This is a genomic window from Qipengyuania sp. MTN3-11, from assembly GCF_042851825.1.
Taxonomy (GTDB): Bacteria; Pseudomonadota; Alphaproteobacteria; order Sphingomonadales; family Sphingomonadaceae; genus Qipengyuania.
Map to the genome: position 1 here is coordinate 262,186 of NZ_BTGM01000002.1, position 20,678 is coordinate 282,863.

General features: G+C 65.6%; 19 protein-coding genes. 9 read left to right on the forward strand and 10 right to left on the reverse strand.

The features are described 5' to 3' along the window. Nucleotides 1-262: 262 nt before the first annotated feature. From ACGHN1_RS08515 to ACGHN1_RS08530, 4 genes are all read right to left on the reverse strand, one after another. A complete protein-coding gene (locus ACGHN1_RS08515; protein WP_390550297.1) occupies nucleotides 263-1,015 on the reverse strand; it encodes a TIGR02186 family protein in 753 nt (250 codons plus the stop codon). Further along, nucleotides 1,012-1,920, reverse strand: coding sequence for a sulfite exporter TauE/SafE family protein (locus tag ACGHN1_RS08520; protein ID WP_390550299.1), 909 nt, complete (start codon nucleotides 1,918-1,920; stop codon nucleotides 1,012-1,014). Before ACGHN1_RS08520 ends, ACGHN1_RS08515 begins: the two co-directional genes overlap by 4 nt. 59 nt (nucleotides 1,921-1,979) lie before the next feature. Next, the gene (locus ACGHN1_RS08525; protein ID WP_390550301.1) at nucleotides 1,980-2,750 is read right to left on the reverse strand and encodes a hypothetical protein; all 771 of its coding nucleotides are present in this window, start codon (nucleotides 2,748-2,750) and stop codon (nucleotides 1,980-1,982) included. A 404-nt stretch (nucleotides 2,751-3,154) separates the two neighbouring features. After that, complete coding sequence (locus tag ACGHN1_RS08530) at nucleotides 3,155-4,555, reverse strand: glycosyl transferase family protein (RefSeq protein ID WP_390550303.1); 1,401 nt, start codon at nucleotides 4,553-4,555, stop codon at nucleotides 3,155-3,157. An 82-nt stretch (nucleotides 4,556-4,637) separates the two neighbouring features. Here ACGHN1_RS08530 and nhaA point away from each other — a divergent pair, with 82 nt between their 5' ends. Then, the gene (gene nhaA / locus ACGHN1_RS08535; RefSeq protein WP_390550305.1) at nucleotides 4,638-5,855 is read left to right on the forward strand and encodes a Na+/H+ antiporter NhaA; all 1,218 of its coding nucleotides are present in this window, start codon (nucleotides 4,638-4,640) and stop codon (nucleotides 5,853-5,855) included. A gap of 52 nt (nucleotides 5,856-5,907) precedes the next feature. Here the strand turns inward: nhaA and ACGHN1_RS08540 are convergent, their stop codons facing one another. Next, the gene (locus ACGHN1_RS08540; protein ID WP_390550307.1) at nucleotides 5,908-6,660 is read right to left on the reverse strand and encodes a TorF family putative porin; all 753 of its coding nucleotides are present in this window, start codon (nucleotides 6,658-6,660) and stop codon (nucleotides 5,908-5,910) included. Between the two features lie 309 nt (nucleotides 6,661-6,969). On the opposite strand from ACGHN1_RS08540, the gene ACGHN1_RS08545 reads away from it, so the two are divergent. After that, a complete protein-coding gene (locus ACGHN1_RS08545) occupies nucleotides 6,970-7,776 on the forward strand; it encodes a metallophosphoesterase (RefSeq protein WP_390550309.1) in 807 nt (268 codons plus the stop codon). Then, a complete protein-coding gene (locus tag ACGHN1_RS08550) occupies nucleotides 7,773-9,083 on the forward strand; it encodes a UDP-glucose dehydrogenase family protein (protein ID WP_390550311.1) in 1,311 nt (436 codons plus the stop codon). Before ACGHN1_RS08545 ends, ACGHN1_RS08550 begins: the two co-directional genes overlap by 4 nt. 31 nt (nucleotides 9,084-9,114) lie before the next feature. Here ACGHN1_RS08550 and wecC read toward each other — a convergent pair whose 3' ends face one another. Then, the gene (wecC, locus tag ACGHN1_RS08555) at nucleotides 9,115-10,371 is read right to left on the reverse strand and encodes a UDP-N-acetyl-D-mannosamine dehydrogenase (protein ID WP_390550313.1); all 1,257 of its coding nucleotides are present in this window, start codon (nucleotides 10,369-10,371) and stop codon (nucleotides 9,115-9,117) included. 142 nt (nucleotides 10,372-10,513) lie between these two features. Here wecC and ACGHN1_RS08560 point away from each other — a divergent pair, with 142 nt between their 5' ends. After that, nucleotides 10,514-11,689 carry a glycosyltransferase family 87 protein gene (locus ACGHN1_RS08560; RefSeq protein ID WP_390550315.1) on the forward strand — a complete coding sequence of 392 codons (1,176 nt, stop codon included), beginning with the start codon at nucleotides 10,514-10,516 and terminating at the stop codon, nucleotides 11,687-11,689. An 80-nt stretch (nucleotides 11,690-11,769) separates the two neighbouring features. After that, a complete protein-coding gene (locus tag ACGHN1_RS08565) occupies nucleotides 11,770-11,919 on the forward strand; it encodes a hypothetical protein (protein ID WP_390550317.1) in 150 nt (49 codons plus the stop codon). Between the two features lie 73 nt (nucleotides 11,920-11,992). On the opposite strand, the gene ACGHN1_RS08570 is transcribed toward ACGHN1_RS08565, so the two are convergent. After that, nucleotides 11,993-13,531: an alanine/glycine:cation symporter family protein gene (locus tag ACGHN1_RS08570; RefSeq protein ID WP_390550319.1), complete on the reverse strand. Its 1,539-nt coding sequence runs from the start codon at nucleotides 13,529-13,531 to the stop codon at nucleotides 11,993-11,995. A gap of 268 nt (nucleotides 13,532-13,799) precedes the next feature. On the opposite strand from ACGHN1_RS08570, the gene secE reads away from it, so the two are divergent. Next, nucleotides 13,800-14,006 (forward strand): preprotein translocase subunit SecE, encoded by a 207-nt coding sequence (secE, locus tag ACGHN1_RS08575; protein ID WP_390550321.1) that lies wholly within the window; start codon nucleotides 13,800-13,802, stop codon nucleotides 14,004-14,006. Between the two features lie 37 nt (nucleotides 14,007-14,043). Then, on the forward strand, nucleotides 14,044-14,580 hold the full coding sequence (gene nusG / locus ACGHN1_RS08580; RefSeq protein WP_390550324.1) for a transcription termination/antitermination protein NusG: 537 nt from the start codon (nucleotides 14,044-14,046) through the stop codon (nucleotides 14,578-14,580). A gap of 51 nt (nucleotides 14,581-14,631) precedes the next feature. Here nusG and ACGHN1_RS08585 read toward each other — a convergent pair whose 3' ends face one another. Both ACGHN1_RS08585 and ACGHN1_RS08590 read right to left on the reverse strand, forming a co-directional pair. Beyond that, nucleotides 14,632-15,849, reverse strand: coding sequence for a PepSY-associated TM helix domain-containing protein (locus ACGHN1_RS08585; RefSeq protein ID WP_390550326.1), 1,218 nt, complete (start codon nucleotides 15,847-15,849; stop codon nucleotides 14,632-14,634). A gap of 17 nt (nucleotides 15,850-15,866) precedes the next feature. Further along, complete coding sequence (locus tag ACGHN1_RS08590; protein WP_390550328.1) at nucleotides 15,867-18,029, reverse strand: TonB-dependent siderophore receptor; 2,163 nt, start codon at nucleotides 18,027-18,029, stop codon at nucleotides 15,867-15,869. A 349-nt stretch (nucleotides 18,030-18,378) separates the two neighbouring features. On the opposite strand from ACGHN1_RS08590, the gene rplK reads away from it, so the two are divergent. Next, the gene (rplK, locus tag ACGHN1_RS08595) at nucleotides 18,379-18,810 is read left to right on the forward strand and encodes a 50S ribosomal protein L11 (RefSeq protein WP_390550330.1); all 432 of its coding nucleotides are present in this window, start codon (nucleotides 18,379-18,381) and stop codon (nucleotides 18,808-18,810) included. 4 nt (nucleotides 18,811-18,814) lie between these two features. After that, nucleotides 18,815-19,507, forward strand: coding sequence for a 50S ribosomal protein L1 (gene rplA, locus ACGHN1_RS08600; RefSeq protein ID WP_390550332.1), 693 nt, complete (start codon nucleotides 18,815-18,817; stop codon nucleotides 19,505-19,507). A 103-nt stretch (nucleotides 19,508-19,610) separates the two neighbouring features. Here the strand turns inward: rplA and ACGHN1_RS08605 are convergent, their stop codons facing one another. Then, complete coding sequence (locus ACGHN1_RS08605) at nucleotides 19,611-20,642, reverse strand: hypothetical protein (RefSeq protein WP_390550334.1); 1,032 nt, start codon at nucleotides 20,640-20,642, stop codon at nucleotides 19,611-19,613. Nucleotides 20,643-20,678 lie beyond the last annotated feature (36 nt).

The following is a 20,678-nucleotide window of genomic DNA, read 5'->3' on the forward strand; positions in this document are numbered from 1 at the left end:
GGGATTCGCTTGCTGCTGCGGTGTTTCGGAGGGTTCGCCGAGCCGTATGCGCTCGCGTAGCGACCGGCGCGGCGGTGGCACCGCGCCGTCCTCGCCGGCCGGATCGAAGGTGCGGAAGCTGTCGTGGTTCATTTCGCTCATGAAAGGCCGGATCCCCAGAAACACCCGCCGCGCGCCAAGCGGCATGGACGTTCGAGGAAATTAGGCGATGGCCGGTTAAGATCGGGTCAACGGTGCCGAAGGTCTTTCGGGCCGAAGCGCCTCAGATCATTGCGTAGAACCGGCTTGCCGCCCAGCCCATGCCGATCGACAGGAGCACGGCCGCCAGGCCGTAGAGCAGCGAGTTTTCCTGGGCGTTGTATTCCACGGCCCGTTCGAAGCCGACCTTGCGCACCTCCACCTCGGAAATCGCCGAGGCGATCACCCGTCCGCGGGTGACCACGAATGTCTCGGCGGTATAGATGCCCGTCGAAACGTTCGACGGCAGCGAAATCCGCGCCTGGTAGAGGATGTCCTCGCGCAGGGTCGCGCCGCCGATATCCTCCTTGTAGAGGCCCATCCGGGTCCGCAGGTCGACCAGGCCGGCGGCGAAGCGCGCCTGTTCCTCGGGATCGATCGCTCCGCTCGGGCTTAGCTGGATGTAGCGCGTGCCGAATTCGTAGATCGCCGCGGTCTTCTCGTCGACGATCTCGTCTATCGGGCGGGTGCTGGCGACGGCGAAGAAGGAGGGGGCGGAGCGGAAATCACTGCTGTCGGCATTGATCCAGACCCCTCCGATCCGTTCCTTCTCGCGCAGGCGGATCGGTTCGGACGGCCCCTTGAGAACGACGATCACGTCGTATTGCTGGCCGGTGGTTCGCTGTGCGGGGTCGAGCACCGCGCCGAACAGCAACAGTTCCGTGCCGGTGAAGCCCTGGCGGACCTGTACCTCGTGCTGGCTGACCTCGGGCACCAGCACCGGGTCGCGCTGGGCCGTGAGCGTCAGGGCGCAAATCAAGGCCAGCAGCACTCTCACAACGGCGACACCGTGAAGATTTCGTCGGGCCGGATCGAGAAGCCGATGAATATGCGGATGGCTATCAACAGCACGATGGATGCAAGGGCCAGCCGCAGCCATTCCGGTTTGATCCTGGCCGCCCACTGGGTGCCCATCTGGGCGCCGGTGACCGAGCCGATCAGCAGCAGCGCGACCAGCACGATGTCCACCGCCTTGGTCGTCAGGGAATGCATCATCGTGGTAACGATGGTGACGAAGAGGATCGTGAACAGGCTGGTGCCGACAACGACATTGGCGCTCATGCCTAGGACGTAGAGCATTGCCGGAACGAGGATGAAGCCCCCACCCACGCCCATCAGCATGGTCAGAATGCCGACCAGGATACCCAGGATCAGCGGTGCCAGCGGCGAGATATAGAGCCCGGAGCGGTAGAACCGCCACCGCCAGGGGAGCGAGGCGACCAACGGATGGTGGCGACGGCGGCGGACCTGGGCCGGAGCGGTGCCGCGGATCGATTGCACCGCCTCGCGCATCATCAGCGCCCCGATCGAGCCCAGCAGCAGCACGTAGAGCGCGTTGATGACCACATCGATCTGCCCGACGCTGCGCAAGAAGCGGAACAGCAGGGCTCCGATGCCCGATCCCAGCAACCCGCCGACCACGGTGACCGCACCCATCCGGTAATCCACTCCGGCCCGCTTGGCATGGGCCATGACGCCCGAGACGCTGGCGCCCGTCACCTGCGTCGAGGCGCTGGCGGCTGCGACCGTGGGCGGGATGCCGTAGAAGATGATCAGCAGGGGCGTGGTGAGAAACCCTCCGCCGACCCCGAACAGTCCCGAGAGAATTCCCGTCAGACCACCGAGCAGGACGATCCACAACCCGTTCACCGCAAGATTCGCGATAGGGAGGTAGACGTCCATCCTCCGCCCCTATCGCAGCGGCGAGCCGGTTGAAAGGCGCGCCGGTCCGTTTGGACGGTTTAAAAGGATCGTGAAAGGGTCAGCGCCGCGCCGCTTCCCGGTACGGCATCCCCGGCAAGCCGAACACGGTAGTCGAGCGAGATATTCGCCGGAAGAGCGCCCATGCCCACCGACAGGGTAGCACTGGGTCCGGCGTCGAGACGCTGCGCGCCGCGCTGCGCCCCGCCCCAAATCCCCCCGCCCAATCGCAGTGCGCCGAGATCGAAACGCGTGATCTCGCGATCGGCAACGATCCGGCCGTCGGCGAAAGCGCTCGAGAAGCGGCCACCGATATAGCCCGCCTGGGCATAGGCGCGCGCCGCGAAACCCGCGGGAAGGACCACCGCATCGGTTCCGGCCGTCACGAACGCGGCGGGCCGCACGTCGGTGCGTCCCCCCTGCCGCGTGGCCCGTGCCTCGGCATGGGCGCGCAAAGGCCATGCGGCGACCGGTCGGAAACTGAGCCCGACCGCCCCTTGGCGCTCGCCCTCGCCTGCGAGCGCGCCGTCGGCGCGGAGATAGGCGGCCGGTTCGAGGCGGCTGTCCGGCGCCAGGCGATAGCGGAGGATCGCCCCCGCCTGGCTTCGCCCGTAGCTGGCGAAGGGAGCGCCGGTGCCCACCGCTGCTCCGCTGGCGCCGCCCTCGCGGATGAACAGCCAGCTGTCGACGCTGAGCCGATCGGCCAGTTGCATGCCGCGGCGCGGTTCGGTCGACAGCGGGAGTCCGGACGGCTGTTCCTCCATCGACGCGGCAAAGTCCGACGAGGCCCGAGCTCCGGCCATCTCTGCCATCCACAAATCATCCTGTGATGCGGACGAGCGCCTCACTGGCGAGCCCGCAACCGCATGTCCGGACGATGCCATCCGATCCAGCCAGGGGCCCATCCCGAACCCGAAGGCTGGGGAGGTCTTTGTCGGGAGAAGCGATCTCGCCTTGTCAGCCGCGATCCGGGTGGTCCGAATGCCGGTCGGAGCAACCCGCTCGGAAAAGAGCGGCTTCGCATCTTGCCGCGAGCCTCCGGCGTAAGGCACCTCGGATTGCAAGATCGCTTCCTTCGCGGCCAGACGCACGGGCAGATCGTCGATCTCGAAGGGGAGAGAGCCGATCGCGACCCTTATGCCGACCCATCCCGCGATCAGGAAATAGAGAAACAGCAATGGCCTCCCGGGGCGAACGACGGGGGCGGCCGTGGAGTTCACGAGGTCGCCGCGGGGGCTTCGGCGAGCGCCGGGTGGTCGCGATGTTCGGTCTTTTCCCATCGCACCGGCTCGCCCATTAGGGTTCGCAGGTAGGCGGCGATCGCCCGGCGTCCGGCAATGATGGCGATAACATTGGACACCAGGGTCCGGGGGATGGCGAACAGGCCCTCCCGCCATCCGAAATCGCGCGCGGTGAAGCAGGACCGCATCAGCGCCCGCCAGGCAAGCGCGGCAAGGTTGAGGAACAGTACCGTCTCCAGCAGCGGCGACAATCGGATCGAGGGCACGATACCGATCGCGGCGAGCGCGATCTGTGCGCCGGAAAGGATCACGAGAACATAAGCCAGACCGAGCAGCATCGCCGCCAGCGGCCCACGGCGGTCGCGCATCTGCATCCACACGTCGCGAAAGCCGCCGCGCCAGCCCAGCCGGTCCCAGCTCTGCAAGGCGACGCCATGCACCCAGCGGGTCTTCTGGCGCACCGCATCGTGGACGTTCGACGGGAAATAGGCCCTTGTCGCTACCAGTCGCCCGTCGGCGGCATGTGCGCGGACGAACCGCGTCCGCCCGCCCAGCGCGGCGATGTCGAGCCCGAGCTCGTAATCCTCTGTCAGCGAACCCGCGGCGAAGGGCTCGCCGTGATTGCGTACTGACAAGCGGTGCAGGACATCCCGTTCGATCGCACACCCGACGCCGGCTCCGGGGACCCCCGCTCCCAGCGCGTCGCGTACCACCATCGTCTTGCCGTGGACCTCGGCGAATTCGTCCGTGTAATGGCCGCCGATCCAACGCGACCCGGGCCGGGGCAATGCCATGACCGGAAGCTGCACGAATGCGGCACCTTCGAGTGCGCGCTCCATCAGTTTGAGCGCCGCGGGATCGACCATGTCCTCGGCATCGTGAAGCACGACCATCCGGGCCCACCAGCCCTCTAGTTGCTCGTCTCTTTCGAGCGCCTGGTAAAGCTGGTTCAGACAGTCCGCCTTGCAAGTGGGGCCGTCCCGATCGTGGCGGATGATCCGGACCCGCGAATCGCCGTCGGCACCGACCAGAGCCGCGGCCGGCGTCTCGTGATCGTTGCGATAACAGCCGACGTAGAGGCGCAGCTCCGCCTGGGGCCAGGCTGCCAGCGCGTGGCGTATGGTAACGCCGATGACCCGGGATTCGCGCCATGCCGGGATGAAGATCGCCGTCGGACCGGCGAGAGCGGCACCCTCGATACAGGGGCCGAGCCGTTCTTCGCGCCCCACCCTGCCCGTGATCCGCAACCACAGGTAGATGGCGTCGATCGCGATCTCGTCGACCGCGCCGATCAGGAAAAAGGCGGCGGCGAAAAGAAACAGTTCGTGCTGCACCAGCACGAACCAATCGACAGCGGTGAATCCCCCCAGATCCATTGCCATGTCCCCCGATCGCCGATTACCCGCCCAAAGCCGCTCTTGCAACGTGCGCACAATTCATCGAAAGCCCGGCCCCGTCATGACCGCAAGCCGCAGCACCATCTCACGCCTCTTCGCTCCCGTCCGCGCGCTGTTCGTCGGCGACGCGTCGGCGGGCATCCTGCTGATCCTCATCGCCATCGCGGCGATGGTGGCGGCCAATTCGATCTTTCGCGAGGAATACTACACGCTCTTCCACGGCTATTTGTTCGACAAGGATGTTTTCAAACTCAACACCTTGCACCTGTGGGTCAACGATGGGTTGATGGCGATCTTCTTCTTCGTCGTGGGTCTAGAGGTGAAGCGCGAGCTCATCGCCGGACAGCTTTCCACCGCGCGTCAGCGGCGCCTGCCCGTGCTCGCCGCGGCCGCCGGAATGGTGGTGCCGGCACTCGTCTACATGTTCTTCGTGCGCGAGGCGGACCCCTTCCTGGCGCGCGGCTGGGCGATTCCGGCCGCCACCGACATCGCCTTTGCGATGGGCGTTCTCGGCCTGCTTGGCAGCCGGGTGCCGTCCTCGCTGCGGCTGTTCCTTCTGACCGTGGCGATCGTCGACGACATAGGCGCGGTCCTGGTGATCGCCATGTTCTACACCGCCACCATCGATCTCACCTGGCTGATCGGCAGCATCGTGGTGCTCGGCATCATGGTCGGGCTCAACCGGATGCGTGTGACCTCCCTGGCGGTTTACATCGTCATGGCTCTGGTGCTGTGGTTCTTCGTTCTGAATTCGGGCGTCCACGCAACCATCGCCGGAGTGGTGGCCGCCTTCACGGTGCCCATGTTCAAGCGCGACGGCGGTTCCGTTCTGGAGAAGCTGGAACACGGGCTGGCACCCTGGAGCGCTTATCTGATCGTGCCGATCTTCGGTTTCGCCAATGCCGGTGTCGATCTGTCGGACCTGGGCCTTGAGGGTGTCTTCGCGCCGTTGCCGATCGCGATTGCCGCTGGCCTGTTCCTGGGCAAGCAGGTGGGCATCTTCAGCGCGATCTACGCGGCCGAACGCGTCGGTTTCGCCCCCCGGCCGGAAAACGCCAACTGGCCGGAAATCTGGGGCATCTCGATCCTGTGCGGGATCGGCTTCACCATGTCGCTGTTCATCGGCGAACTCGCCTTCCCCGGCATGCGGGAGTATATCGAAGAAGCGAAGATCGGCATCCTGCTGGGATCGCTCATCTCCGCCGTCGTCGGCTTCACCATCCTGCGCATGACCACCGAGCATCCCGGCGACAACCGCGGTCTGGCGAACCCGGGCTGACGGCGGCGTCTCGCGAGGGGCAGCGCGCCGCGCTGCGCCCCCACGCGATCGATCAGAAGCTGTAGGCCAGGGTGCCCACGATCGTGTCGTCGGTAAAACCGTCGACCGAAGGGCCATCGACGCCGACATAGGACACGCCCAGGGACAGGCCGCCCAGCACCGTGGTGCTCGCGCCGATGGAATAGTCGAAACCGCTGTCGTCGGCGCTGAGGCCGCTCAGGAACGGCGGCGCGAGTACGCCGTCGGTATAGCCGAGATGGGCGGCCAGAGTGACCGGCGTGTTCGGAAGGCCCGCTTCGAAATCGGTGTAGACGTAGAGGTTGTCGTCGCCGCCGAGCGAATCCTGTTCCCAGGCATAGGCCACGCCCACCGAGGTGCTCACCGGCCCCAGCGCGAAGCCGACCGAAGCGTATGGTTCCCAATAGTTGACGTTCGCGCCGATATCCTCGGTAGGATAGATGTAGTAGAGCAGACCGACATCCATCGTCAGACCGTTGTCGAATTCGTGCCCGTAGCCGGCATAGACGTCCACCTCGAGCTCGCCGAAGGAAGGACCTCCGGAAATCGAGGATGCCCAGGTGCCGATGTAGAAACCGCTCTCGTGAGCCAGGTCCACGCCGCCCTGTACGGCGAAATCGCCTCCTGAGAGCGACACCCCGCGAAAACGATAGTCGGTGACGATGGCGACGTTGCCGGAAACCTCGAAGCCGGAGGAGGCGGCGGCGTCGTTGTCCGGAAGGCCGGTGTTCGTTTCGGTCGTGTCCTGCGCGAAGGCCGGAGCGGCGGCGAGGGACAATAGAAGCATGGACGCAGCCGTGCGGCCGCGAAAGGACGTGAGCATGACAAATTCCCTTGGACTGGTTGTCGCTTCGTCCCACCTGCACGCCTGCCGGGTACGCATCATTCGTGCGCACTTCTCGGGCAGATGTGACACTATGTTTCAGCAATTCGCATGACAGCGCAAGCGCCAAATCGGTATTTTTGCGGTTGCGAAGACAATCTGTAGCAATTTTGCAACTGCGAAGGCGTTCATTGCGATTTTGTCGGACCGAGGCTATTGGCCCGTCACCGCCGTTTGCGAAACCCTTCGCCAGCCGGCCCGTTCGGTTTTTTCATGATCGCATCGCTCAAACAGTTTTTCCGTCCGCAAACGGCGCGCGCCCCCCTCGCCACCGTGCCCGAGGGTCAGCGGTTCTACGTCGTCGGCGACATTCACGGGCGCCGCGATCTCTTCGACGCTCTCATCGAAGCGGTCGACGCTGACGATGCGGCCCGCGACGATGCCGACACCACCATCGTCCTGCTCGGCGATCTCGTGGACCGCGGGCCGGACAGTGCCGGCGTCATCCGCTCGGCCCGCGACTGGGGGCAACGCCGCCCGGTCCGCTATATCGCCGGCAATCACGAGGAAATGTTTCTGCAAAGCTTCGAGGATACCGAGATGCTGCGGCATTTCCTCAAGCACGGCGGGCGCGAGACTGTGCTGAGCTACGGCCTCGACCGCGGCACCTACAATTCCCTCACCCTTGCGGAACTGCAGGACGAGATCGCCGAGATCGTGCCGCGCGAGGATCGAGAGTTTCTGGCCGGATTCGAGGACATGATCATCGCCGGCGACTATCTCTTCGTCCACGCCGGTATCGATCCGTCGCGGCCGATCGACCAGCAGCGCAGCAGCGACCTGCGCTGGATTCGCGAGCGGTTTCTGAACAGCACCGAGAGCCACGACCATGTCGTCGTCCACGGTCACACGATCTTCGAGGACGTCGAGGACCGCGGCACGCGGATCGGTATCGATACCGGCGCTTTTCGCTCGGGGCGCTTGACCGCGCTCATGCTTGAGGGGAAGGAGCGCGTCTTCATCCAGGCCGTCGAACGCGATGGCGCAATCGAGATCGAGCACGTCGGGGGACGGTCATGAAAATCGCGATGGTTGGCTCGGGCTATGTCGGCCTGGTGTCAGGGGCATGCTTCGCCGATTTCGGCCACGAGGTCGTCTGCATCGACAAGGACGAGGCGAAGGTGGCCCGGCTGCGCGACGGCGTGATGCCGATCTACGAGCCCGGCCTTGCCGAACTGGTCGAGAGCAATGCCCGCGCCGGCCGGCTGTCCTTCACCACCAGTCTCGCCGAGGGTATCGCGGGGGCGGGCGCGATCTTCATCGCCGTCGGCACCCCCAGTCGCCGTGGCGACGGCCATGCCGATCTGAGTTTCGTCCACGCGGTAGCCGAAGAGATCGGCGCTGCCCTGACGAACGACTGCGTGGTGGTCACGAAATCGACGGTGCCGGTCGGCACCGGGGACGAGGTCGAGCGGATCATCGCCGACAGCGGCTGCACGCACAGGGTTGCGGTGGTCTCCAATCCCGAATTCCTTCGCGAAGGCGCGGCGATCGGAGATTTCAAGCGCCCCGACCGGATCGTGATCGGTGCCGAGGACGAATTCGCCCGCGAGGTGATGCGCGAGGTCTACCGGCCGCTGTTCCTCAACGAATCCCCGATCCTGTTCACCGGCCGGCGCACCAGCGAGCTGATCAAATACGCCGCCAATGCCTTCCTGGCGACCAAGATCACCTTCATCAACGAGATGGCCGATCTGTGCGAAAAGGTGGGGGCCGACGTTCAGGACGTGGCCCGCGGGATCGGCATGGACAACCGCATCGGAAAGAAATTCCTGCACGCCGGGCCGGGTTATGGCGGATCGTGCTTCCCCAAGGACACGCTGGCGCTGCTCAAGACCGCCGAGGATTACGACAGCCCGACGCGGATCGTGGAAGCGGTCGTCAAGGTCAACGAGAGCCGCAAGCGGGCGATGGGCCGCAAGGTGATCGACGCGCTGGGCGGAGCGGAGGCGGCGCGCGGCAAGCGGGTCGCGCTGCTCGGCCTCACCTTCAAGCCCAACACCGACGACATGCGGGATTCGCCCGCAATCGCCATCGCCCAGGCATTGAGCGATGCCGGGATCGCCATCGCCGCCTACGATCCCGAGGGCATGGAACTCGCCCGGCCGATGCTGCCGCAGGTGGAAATGTGCGACGATCCCTATCAGGCGATCGAGGGGGCGGACGCGATCGCCATCGTTACCGAATGGGACGCGTTCCGCGCGCTCGACCTCGATCGGGTGAAATCGCTCGCCAATGCGGCGGTCATGGTCGACCTCAGGAACATCTACCGCCCCGAGGACATGCAGCGTCAGGGCTTTCGCTACACCTCGATCGGCAGGGGCTGATGTTTCCCCGGCGGGGGACGTAGGGGAGCCTTCAGCTCCAGATGCCGCGCGTGTCGTAGACCGTCTTGTCGGCCAGTTCCGACGCCGGGATCGCCTTGAACAGGTCGTGGTCGACCAGCATCACGATCTTCGGGCAGGTCTCGAGTGCGGTGTCGATATCGACCAGCGCCGCGCCGGTGTCGGCAAGCTCGGGCGGGAGTTCGTTCGCATGCGGCTCCACCACCATGATCGCATCGCCGAATTCGCGGGCGATCTTGGCGACGACGAAGCGCGCCGGACTCTCGCGGAAGTCGTCGATGTTGGCCTTGAAGGACAGGCCGAGGAAGGCAGTCTTGCCTTCGGGCGCGGCGGCGACGAGTTCGCGCGCCTTGGCCAGGACGTGATGCATCTTGGCATCGTTGACCTCGCGCGCGGTGCGGATCAGCCGGCTCTGCTCGGGCGCGCCGTGGACGATGAACCACGGATCGACCGCGATGCAGTGGCCGCCCACACCCGGCCCGGGCTGGAGGATGTTGACCCGCGGATGGCGGTTGGCCAGCCGGATCACCTCCCAGACGTCCAACCCCTGCGCATCGGCGATCATCGACAGCTCGTTGGCGAAGGCGATGTTGGTGTCGCGGTAGGCGTTCTCGACCAGCTTGGTCATTTCCGCCGACCGCGCATCTGTGGCGATGCAGGTGCCCTTGACGAAGCGCTTGTAGAAGGTGAGCGCCTTGCGCGCGCAGCGCGGGGTGACGCCGCCGATCGACCGGTCGTTGTGCGTCAACTCCTCGAGAATGCGGCCTGGCAGCACCCGCTCGGGGCAATAGGCGATGGCGATATCCGGAGTGCCCTCGGCAAGACCGGGCAGCTTGAGATCGGGACGCGCCGCGGCGATGGCGTCGCGGACCTTCTCGGTCGTGCCGACGGGGCAGGTCGATTCCACGATCACGGTGTTGCCGGGCTCGAGCGCGCCGGCGAGGCTTTCCACCGCCGACAGTACGTAGGAGAGGTCCGGCGTGCGGTCCTCGTGCGCGAGGAACGGGGTCGGGACAGCTATGAGGAAGACGTCCGCCGGCTCGATCGCGGTCGCGGCGCGCAGCAGCCCCTTCTGGACCACGGCGTGGACGAGACCGTCGAGATCGGCCTCCTCGATATGGATTTCGCCCCGATTGATCGTGTCGACCACCGTTTGGGATGTGTCGATGCCGACCACCGGGCATCCGGACCGCGCGATCACCGCCGCGGTCGGCAGACCGATGTATCCCAGTCCGATGACGCTGACCCTGAGCCTGTCCTCGCCGCGCATGCATACTCCCGTTCGCTGGATGATCGGACCGGGCCATAGCCGCGATGGGATAAGATTCCATTAGCGCGAGGCAGGTGGGCTTTCCCCAGCGCCGCCATGCGCCGGACTGGAACGGCACCCCCGGCGACTATAGACCTGCGCCATGACGCTGCGTGAGGCACTGAGGGATGCGGGCTGGCTCGATGGCCCGCGGGTTCGGGCCTATGCGGCGATGGTCGGCCTGGCATCGCTTGCCGTCCTGTGGTTCGCCTGGCGCGACGCCGTCGGTAGCACGGGAAGCGACTTTCTCGCCTTCTGGGGGGCCGGCAAGGCGGTGCTGGCCGGCAATCCCGCCGCCGCCTACGATATTGCCACCCAGCAAGCCATCCAGACCGGCACCGGGTCGCAGGGCTGGTTCGTCTTCGTCAATCCCCCGCCCTTCCTCTTCGCCGTCGCGCCGTTCGGCTCGCTGCCCTACCCGCTGGCCTGGATCGCCTGGACCTCGATAACCTACGCGCTGTGGGCCTGGGCCGGCGTCCGCGCCTTTCCGCGCCTGTGGCCGCTGGTCCTCGCCTACCCCGGCGCGCTGGTTGCGGCGACGCATGGACAGAACGGGCTGCTGACGGGAGCGCTGCTGGTCGCGGCAGTCACGATGCTCGCGGCTGGACGACCGATCCGCGCGGGCGCCGCGATCGGCGCACTCGTGATCAAGCCCCATCTCGCCCTGCTGCTGCCGTTCTGGCTGGCCGCGGGCAGGCGGTGGAGCGCGTTCATCGCCGCGGGTGCCACGCTGGCCGGGCTGCTGCTGGCGAGTTGGCTCGTGTTCGGAGGCGAAACCATCTCCGGCTACACCGAAAGCTGGGCCGCGAGCGGGGCGCTGATGGCTGCCGGTGGCGCGGACTTCCTGATCCGCATGGCGAGCTGGTATGCGCAGCTGCGGCACCATCTCGGCGAGCCAACCGCGATCGGCGGCGCCAGCGTCCTCGCACTGGCCATGATCGGGATGGCACTCGCATCGTGGCGGCATTTCGACGGCGATCCACGCGCGAGCGGCGCGGCCGTGCTGGCGGCAACCGCGCTCGCCCCGCCCTATCTGTTCAATTACGATCTGCCGTTCCTGATCGTCCCGACCCTGTGGCTGGTCGAGCAAGGTCTCGCGCGCGGATTCCGCCCCTACGAGAAGCTTGCCCTCGCTGGTCTCTGGTTCGCGCCTTACGCGACCCGTGCGGCGGCTTTCCCGCTGGAGATGAACCTGATGCCGCTGGCCGCGTTCGCCCTGCTGGCACTTGTGTGGACCCGGCGAGCGTTGCCGCAGGGACACGGTCCCCTGCCATCGTAGCACGTCCCTCGGGAACCCGCCCGCTGCCTTGGCGGTTCTCATCCCGGACGGAGGGCCCGACTGAACCATGGAGCATGACCATGTCTAGCCTGACCTTCCGCAGCAGTCGCCCCGACCGCTGGACCGACCCCAAGGGATTCAACGACGCGAGCCTGCGCCGCATGACCCACGGGAAGATCCAGCCGATGTATCAGCCTACTTTCCTCGAGAGGCTGTTCGGGGCCCGCTGAGGGACTTCGCAAAGAAAGAGGGGCCGGTGGCTACGCGCCGCCGGCCCCTTTCTTGCTTTCCGGTCGGAGCCCGTCAGTACTCCTCGGGCTCTTCCGGCGTTGCCTCGGTGTAGGTCCGCCCGGCGGTGCGGTTCCCCCGCGCCAGCGCGAAGACCACGCCCGACAGCAGCGCCAGCCCGATCACGTTGGGCAGCAGCATGGTGGCGTTGGAGATGTCACCCAGCCGCCAGACCAGTTGCGAGGGCTGCGTCGCGCCGACGAAGATGGCGATGCACCACACCACGCGCCAGATGATGTGCAGCACCTTCTCGCCGCCCCGGCTGGAGCCCGGCACCCGGTCGTAGATGAAGGTGATCGCCCGCTCGCCGTAATAGGACCAGGTGAGCAGCGTGGTGAAGACGAACAGGATCAGCGCGATCGAGGCGACCAGCGTTCCCAGCGGGATCTGCGCGATCTCGTAGGGAAAGGCGGCGGCGAAGGCGCCCGAGGTGGTCACGAAGCCGCTCATCGCCGTGGTGCCCAGATCGGACTGCCAGACATGGTCGACCGCCTGGCCCTGATAGGTGAAATCGCCCTGCACGGTCAGGATCACCAGCGCCGTCATGGTGCAGATCACGATGGTGTCGATGAAGGTGCCCAGCATCGCCATGCGGCCCTGCTGTTCCGGATCGTCGGTCTGCGCGACGGCGTGGGCGATCGGGGTCGAGCCCTGCCCCGCTTCGTTGGAGAACAGCCCGCGCGCCACACCCGCCCGGATCGCGAGGATCAGCGCCGCCCCGGCGAACCCGCCACTTGCGCTCTGGAAGTTGAATGCGCCCGCGAAGATGCGGCCGAAGGTCTCGCCAAGATCGCCGAAATTGAGGATCAGCGCGATCACCGCCATGACGATGTAGGTCGCCGCCATGAACGGCACGACGCTTTCGGCAACCCGGCCGATCGACTTGATCCCGCCGATGATGACCACGAACACCGCGATTGCGACCACCAGGCCGCCGAACCAGCGTTCCCAGCCGAACAGTTCGTTCAGCCCGCTGGCGACCTCGTTCGCCTGGATCGAATTGCCGGTGACGAGCGCGCTGAACAGCGTGCCGATGCAGAACAGGATGGCCAGCCAGGTGAACTTCGGCCCCAGCCCCATCATGATGTAGGTCATCGGTCCGCCGCGCTTGATCCCATCGCTGGTGGTCTCGCGATAGCGAATGGCGAGCGAACCTTCGGCAAAGGCCAGTGCCATGCCGAACAGCGCGGTGATCCACATCCAGAAGATCGCCCCCGGCCCGCCCAGCGCGATGGCGGTGGCGACGCCGGCCAGATTGCCGGTGCCGACCTGGCCCGAGAGCGCGGTCGAAAGCGCGGCGAAGGGCGAAATCTCGCCCGCGCCCGATCCCTTGCGCCCGGCGAACAGCGCCTTCAGCGCCGCCCCGAAGCGAGTGATCGGGTAGAACCGCAGGCCGACCATGAACCACAGGCCGACGCCGAGCAGGATCAGCGCCAGTGGCGGAAAGGGTATCACGGCCTCCCCGTTCCAGGTGCCGCCCCAGATGAAATCCGATACGTTGGTGACCGGTGCGACCAGTCTCTCGCCCATGCTCTGCGGCACTTGTGCGCTCATTCCCTCAATTCCCCCTTCGGGTTTCGAACCTCGAAAGCCGGCACGCTAGAGGCCCGGGCAGGGGAATACCAGTGCGGGGCCCGGACTTTTTCGGGGCGGCGCGGGCGGCTTGCTTTTGCGCGCGGCCGGGCCTAGGGACTCGCCCGTCTTTCCGGACATCTCAGGCAAAAAGCCCCTCCCGGTCTTGAACCGGGGCGGCGCGAAACCCTACCTGAGACCCGTCCCGAAGCACGCGACGACCAAGACGAAGAGAGTGAGCAGACCGCCGATGGCCGACAAGACCCGCAAGACATCGCCCGCGGAGTTCGTCAATCAGGTACGCGCCGAGACCCGCAAGGTCGTCTGGCCGACCCGTGAGGAGACGATCCGCACGGCGATCTTCGTCTTCATCATGATGATCGTCCTCTCGCTGTTTTTCCTGGGGGTCGATTCACTGTTCGGCGCGGTCGTCCAGTGGCTTCTCACCCTCGCTTAAGCCTTTCACGCAAGTTCAACGGGACAACACCGACACCATGGCACGCTGGTACATCATCCACGCCTATTCCGGCTTCGAGAACAAAGTGCGCGACGCGATCATCGCCGAGGCCGAGCGGCTGGGTCTTTCCGAAGGCGTCGAGGAGGTCGAGGTCCCGACCGAGACCGTGACCGAGATCAAGCGCGGCAAGAAGGTCCAGACCGAGCGCAAATTCATGCCCGGCTACGTGCTGGCCAAGCTCAACCTCACCGACGATGTCTATCACCTCGTCAAGAACACGCCCAAGGTGACCGGATTCCTCGGCACCAACAACAAGCCGCAGCCGATTTCCGAAAAGGAAGCGGCGCGCTATTTCGGCGGGGTGGAGGAAGCTAAGTCGGCGCCCAAGAAGGACATCAGCGTCGATTACGAGATTGGCGACCAGGTCAAGGTGCTGGGTGGCCCCTTCGCGAGCTTCAACGGGCTTGTCGAGGAGCTGGATTTCGACAAGCAGAAGGTCAAGGTCTCGGTCTCGATCTTCGGCCGCGCCACGCCGGTGGAGCTGGACTTCGAGGAAGTCGAACTTTCGAAATAGCGTCCGTTGCGTCGCTTAGAGCGGCGCAACGTTTTCCCGGCGCCTGGAGCGTCAGTTCGAGACCACGAGCACGGCCAGGAACGCAAAGCCGACGCCGATCAGACCGGCGGAAAGCCAGCGCCAGCCGGCCATCCCTTGCCACATGCCTTTGAAGCCTCGGGCAAGCCGAGGGCGGTCGCCGCGCTCGCGCGCGATGCGCAACGAGTAGATCGCCGCGCCCGATACGGCGAGGCCGGTCAATGCCAGACCGAACAGGAACCATGGCACCTTGGTCCAGTAGCCGCCGAAAAAGCCGAAATGCAGCGGGTCGGCCATTTCGCTGATCCGCTGATGGAGGCCGAGATCGCGTCCATCCGTCGTCAGCAGAACCTGAGCCGTGCGGCTGTCGACGAAGACGGCATTCGATCGCGGACGCACCAGCACCGCCTCGAAATCCCCGGTGACCTGCAGAACCCCGTCCTCTCCCGGCAATTGCACCGCATCGACCTCGAGCCCCGGATAGGCTGCGAGGGCGGCGTCGATCGATGCTGCCATATTGCCGGGGCGTATTGGACCCGCATCGGCTTCGCGCTCGACCCCCGGATGCGGCGGTGCCTCGCCGCCAAGGCTCTCGACGAAGTACCAGATGCTGGTGAGTGTGATCAGTGCCACGAACCACAGCGACCAGACGCCGGCCAGCCGGTGGAAATCGCCCCACCAGGTCCGCGCGTCTCGGCTTCGCAGCGGCTTGCCGAACCCGCGCCACCACTTCTTGTAGACGATGAACGAGGAGACCAGGCTCACCAGCAGGAGAAAGGCGAGCGAGGAGACGATCGGCACGCCGATCCAGACCGGCAGATTGAGATGCCGGTGCATGTTGCGCAGCACCCGCTGAGCACCGACCCACGGACCGGTCCCCGTTATCTCTCCGGTCGTGGGGTGTGCGTGGAGAAAGAACAGGTCCCCCGCCCCGTTCTCTACTGTCACCTTGGCGGCGAAGGCGGAGGCGGTGGGCGCGTCGATCCGGTTGGCTTTGGCAACGCCCGGATGGCGGGCCGCGTTCTCGGCGATCTCGGCCCAGGCGACGGGTCCCTCGACGCTCACCGGAGACACTCTGAGGCTGGGCTGCAGCAGCCAGTCGATCTCCGCGCTCATCACCGCCAGCGTGCCGGTAAAAAGGATGAAGGTCATGAACAGGCTCAGCTTCAAGCCCACCCATTGGTGGATTGTCCACCAGGTCCGGGCCGGCTTGGGCACGGCTCTGGCACCAGCGATCGGTCCATCCGCCACGTGCCGCGCCAGTTCCATCAGAAGCTGTAGCCGAGCTCGACAAAGACCGAACGCGGCTCTCCCGGAAAATGCCCGGTGCGCTCGATGAAGCCGGACGCGGCGTAGGTCTTGTCGAAAAGGTTGTCGACACGCACCAACGCGCGGATCGGTCCCGTCTCGTAGATCAGCGAGGCGTCGAAGACCATGTAGGGATCGACCGGCTGGCCGTCGATGCTGAGGCGGCTCGAGACGTAGTCCCCACCCACCGCGGCGGCGAGGCCGAGCCGGCGGAACTGATAGCGGGTCCAGAAACCCAGCTGATGTTCTGGCGCATTGGCGAAGCGATCGCCCACGGCATTGGAGAAGCCGCCCCCGCCGTTGTCGCCGGTGATCCGCGTGTCGTTGTAGCCATAGGCCAGCGTCACCACCCAGTCGGGCGTGATGTCGGCGGCGAGGTCGAATTCGATGCCCTTGCTGGTGATCTCACCGAGCGCCACGAGATCGTCCACGCCGTCGCCGCCGACATCGCCCCGAGGATCGACCTGGAGGATGTTCGTACGCCTCAGGCGATAGGCTGAAAGGCTGGATTGGACCCGCCCGCCCATCAGCGCGGTCTTCACCCCACCTTCGTAAATGTCACCGGTGGTGGGCGCGAAAGGCCCACCCGCGAGTGCGTTCTGCGACGTTGCAGCCTGAGGCTCGAAGCTGTCGGCATATTGCGCGAATGCGGAGATGTCGTCCGTGATCCGGTAGACCGCACCGGCGCGGTAAGTCTCCTGCTCGTCCTCGAAGATCGTACCGCTCGCATTGTCGGTGAAACGATCGAACCGGATGCCGCCGGTCAGGATGAGCCGCCCGATGGTCAATTCGTCGAGCAGATAGACCCCGAACCGCTCGCTGTCGGTAAGGGTCTCGTTGAACGGACCCTGGTTGTACGTCGCGGGATCGGAGAGCCCGTATTGCGGATCGAACAGGCTCAGCGGATTGGGCAGGCCCGGTCTGTCCGTGGTCCCACCGCGCAGCGAGCGGCCCAGGAAGAAGGTGCTGGAATCGAAGAAATCCCCGCCTATCAGTACCCTGTTTCGCATTCCCCCGCCAAGGTCGCTCGACCATGCCGCGTTGGCTCCGAGCGAAAAGGTTTCCTGATGGCGCATCTGGTCGCGGAACTCGCGGATCGACGCATCGATGACCCCATCGCCGTCGGAATCGAACAGGCCGCGCGGTTCGTGATAGTTCTGCACTTCCACGGCATCGTTGTAGCGGGCCGTGACGTCGAACCGCAGGCCGGCTGACACGTCGACCTCGGCCCGCGCCTGCAATACGTCCGAGCGAAGATTGAGGAAATCGGTCGGCTCGTTGTGATTCCAGCGGCGGCTGGTGAGGAATTCGCCATCATCGTCGACCGGCACACCGCGCAACCGATTGGCATCGAGTTCCTGATCGTAACGGGTCGCCTGGAGGATGATCTTGCCCGGCCCTTCTTCGAAGGACAGGCCGCCATCGGCGATCAGAGTGCGCGAGGCGGCGTTGAAGCGGAAGGTGCCGCGGTCCTCGTAGAACAATCCGCCGCGGGCCGCGAACCCGCCACCGAGCGGCGCATTGATCTCGCCCGACCCGCCAAAGCGATCCTCGGTTCCGACGATCCCCTTTACCCGACCCGAGAATTCTCCGGCGTCGGGCTTCTTCGTGATGTAGTTGAACAGGCCGCCCGGAGCGCCGGGACCGTAGAGCATCCCGCTGGGGCCCTTGAGGAACTCGACCCGCTCTATGTTGAAGAGCTGTGGGACGGAAAAGCCCGCGTAGGGATCGCCGCGAAGCCCGTCGTAGAAGATCTCCTCTTGGCGAAAACCACGCGCGGTCACGCCGGCATAGGAGAAGAAACTCACCCCGGAAATGTTGCGATAGAGATCCTGCGCATCCCGCGCCCCCTGGTCCTCGATCAACTGTTCGGTGATCGTGGTGATGACCAGGCTCGATTCGAGCGGAGGCGTTTCGAGCTTGCCCGATAGTGTTTCGTCGACGCGGTAAAGCTTCTGCGCGCGCCCCGTGACGATAATCGTATCGCCGCTGTCGCCGGCCTCCGCACCGTCCTCCTGTAGGGGTGCCGCGCCGGGGTCGCCGTTCTGGGCGAAAGCCGCAGAAGCGGTGAAAAACGCACCGGTCGCATATGTGAAAGCAGTGCATGCAGTAATGAATTTCATGAGAGCCCCTGTCGCTCACGCCGTCCCTCACGGCGCCATTCTTGCGATTGCGACTAATTCGCATTATCGATCCTGTCCATACTGATTAGTCAGATTTTTCGCTCGGCGGAATCCAGGTCTCGTCTGTGGGCCGCTGACGCCTCTCGCCAAGGAACCGTCGATCTGGTCGGCCGTGAACGCTCGTGGCGCCCCGAGACCGCTTGCGTTCGTGAGGGGATTTCGCTATCTGCGCGCCTTCCCAATCCATCGGGAATTCCGCGCGGGAGGATGGCCTCGGCGATCCGCTTGACCGCATAACATGAGCCATGCGCCTCACGGCACATGGCGACAGTGAGAAAGGAGGCCAGCAATGGCCAAGAAGATCGAAGGTTACATCAACCTTCAGGTGCCCGCCGGCACCGCCAACCCCTCCCCGCCGATCGGCCCCGCGCTAGGCCAGCGCGGCGTCAACATCATGGAATTCTGCAAGGCGTTCAACGCCGCGACCGACAGCCTGGAAAAGGGCATGCCGATCCCGACGAAGATCACCGTCTATGCCGACCGTTCCTTCACCTTCATCACCAAGAGCCCGCCCGCGAGCTTCCTCATCAAGAAGGCTATGAAGATCAAGTCCGGCTCCAAGGAGCCCGGCAAGAACATCATCGGCTCGATCAAGACCAGCCAGCTGGAAGAGATCGCGCAGACCAAGATGGAGGATCTCAACGCCAACGATCTCGGCCAGGCGGTCAAGATCATCGCCGGCAGCGCCCGTTCGATGGGCATCGAAGTGGTGGAGGGCTGAACCGATGGCCAAGGCAAGCAAGAAGCAGCAGAAGGCGAACGAGCTCGACCGCGAGAAGCTCTACACCGTCGACGAGGCACTCGCCACGCTGCGCGAGCACAAGGCGAAGTTCGACGAGACCGTCGAAGTGGCGATGAATCTCGGCGTCGATCCGCGCCACGCCGACCAGATGGTCCGCGGCATGGTCTCGCTGCCCAGCGGGACCGGCAAGGACGTGCGCGTCGCGGTGTTCGCCAAGGGCGACAATGCCGACAAGGCGTTGGCCGCCGGTGCCGACAAGGTTGGGGCCGAGGACCTGATGGAAGAGATGCAGAACGGCAATCTCGACTACGACCGTGTGATCGCCACGCCGGACATGATGGGCGTGGTCGGGCGTCTGGGCAAGGTTCTGGGCCCCAAGGGTCTGATGCCGAACCCCAAGCTCGGTACCGTGACCCCGAACGTGGAGCAGGCCGTGAAGGACGCCAAGGGCGGCCAGGTCGAATTCCGCGTAGAGAAGCAGGGCATCATCCACTCCGGCATCGGCAAGCTCAGCTTCAAGGACGAGGACCTGAAGAAGAACTTCGAAGCGCTGACCCAGGCCGTGGTCAAGGCCAAGCCGAGCGGATCCAAGGGCAAGTATGTCCGCAAGATCTCGTTGACCAGCAGCATGGGCCCGGGCCTCAAGGTCGATCTCGCGGAGGTCGAGGGGGCGTAAGCGCGCTTTCCTGCTCGAAACCGACAATGCGAAGGGGCCGGCGATGCGGATCGCCGGCCCCTTCCGTTTTTGCCGGTCGGCGCGGCCAGGCGCCGCGGCAGACCTAGCACACCATGAAGATGCCCATCGTCGCCGTTTCCCTCGCGCGGCGTGGCCATTCGCGGGCATAGAGCGCATTCGCCACTGCCTGTTCGGCGACCCGCAACCCGCTGCGCACGCCGTTGAGCGGGAGCACCGGGCGCGGCTCGTCCCGCTTCGCCGGCGACGGTGGGTTCGCGGCATAGGTCGCGCTGTCGATGCCCGGCAGTTCGGCGACCGTCTCGCACAGGTTCTCGAAGCGACGGCGGACGATGCGGTTGATCCGCCGCCGGTCGCGGCACAGCAGCTCGAAACTGTGCGACACCAGGGTGAAACTGGCGAACGCCTCGTCGCGGGCATGGAGCAGCGCCGCGCGCATCTCCGGCGCCGAGAGCGCAGTCAGCTGCGCATGGCGCAAGCCCCCGCCGAAATTGTCGATGCAGCCGATCGGCACCGCGACCACGCCCCAGCGCGACGTCGGATGACGATCCTCGCTGCCCAGCGCGATCCCGCATTCGCTCTCGCTCGCGGCGATGCCGGGGCAATGGCTGGTCTCGTGCGTGAAGCCGAGCTCCGCGAGAGCGCGCAGCGTGTCGTCGTTGGCACCGTAATTGCCGGCCCGGAACGCCACCGGGCGCGGTGCCCCGGCGGCCATCAGCACCGAGCGCGCATGGTCGATCAGCGTGCATTGCTCGTCGAAGGTGAAATCGCGAATGTTGCGGCCGGTCCGGTTCCCGAGCGGATTGGCCGGACCCGCCAGCGCGAGCCATTCGGCGTGGAGATGGAGCTGCACGTCGTGCCCGCGGTCCACGATCGGCCCGACGACATCGGCGATCGCCTCGGTCCCGTAAACCAGCGCGGGCATCGGATCGACGAAGAACACGCCCTTGAGGCCGTGACGTTCGAACAGGTCCATCTGATAGCCGATGCCGACCGCCCCCTCCGCCGTTTCGCAGGAGATCGAGCGCGCGAAATTCTCCTCGCGACTCACCGGTCGGCGGCGAGCGGCGAGCCCATAGGAATATTCGGTGTCGATCGTGATGAAGACGCCGGTCATGTCCGTACCTTAGCGCGCGGAGGTTAAAGGTGGGTT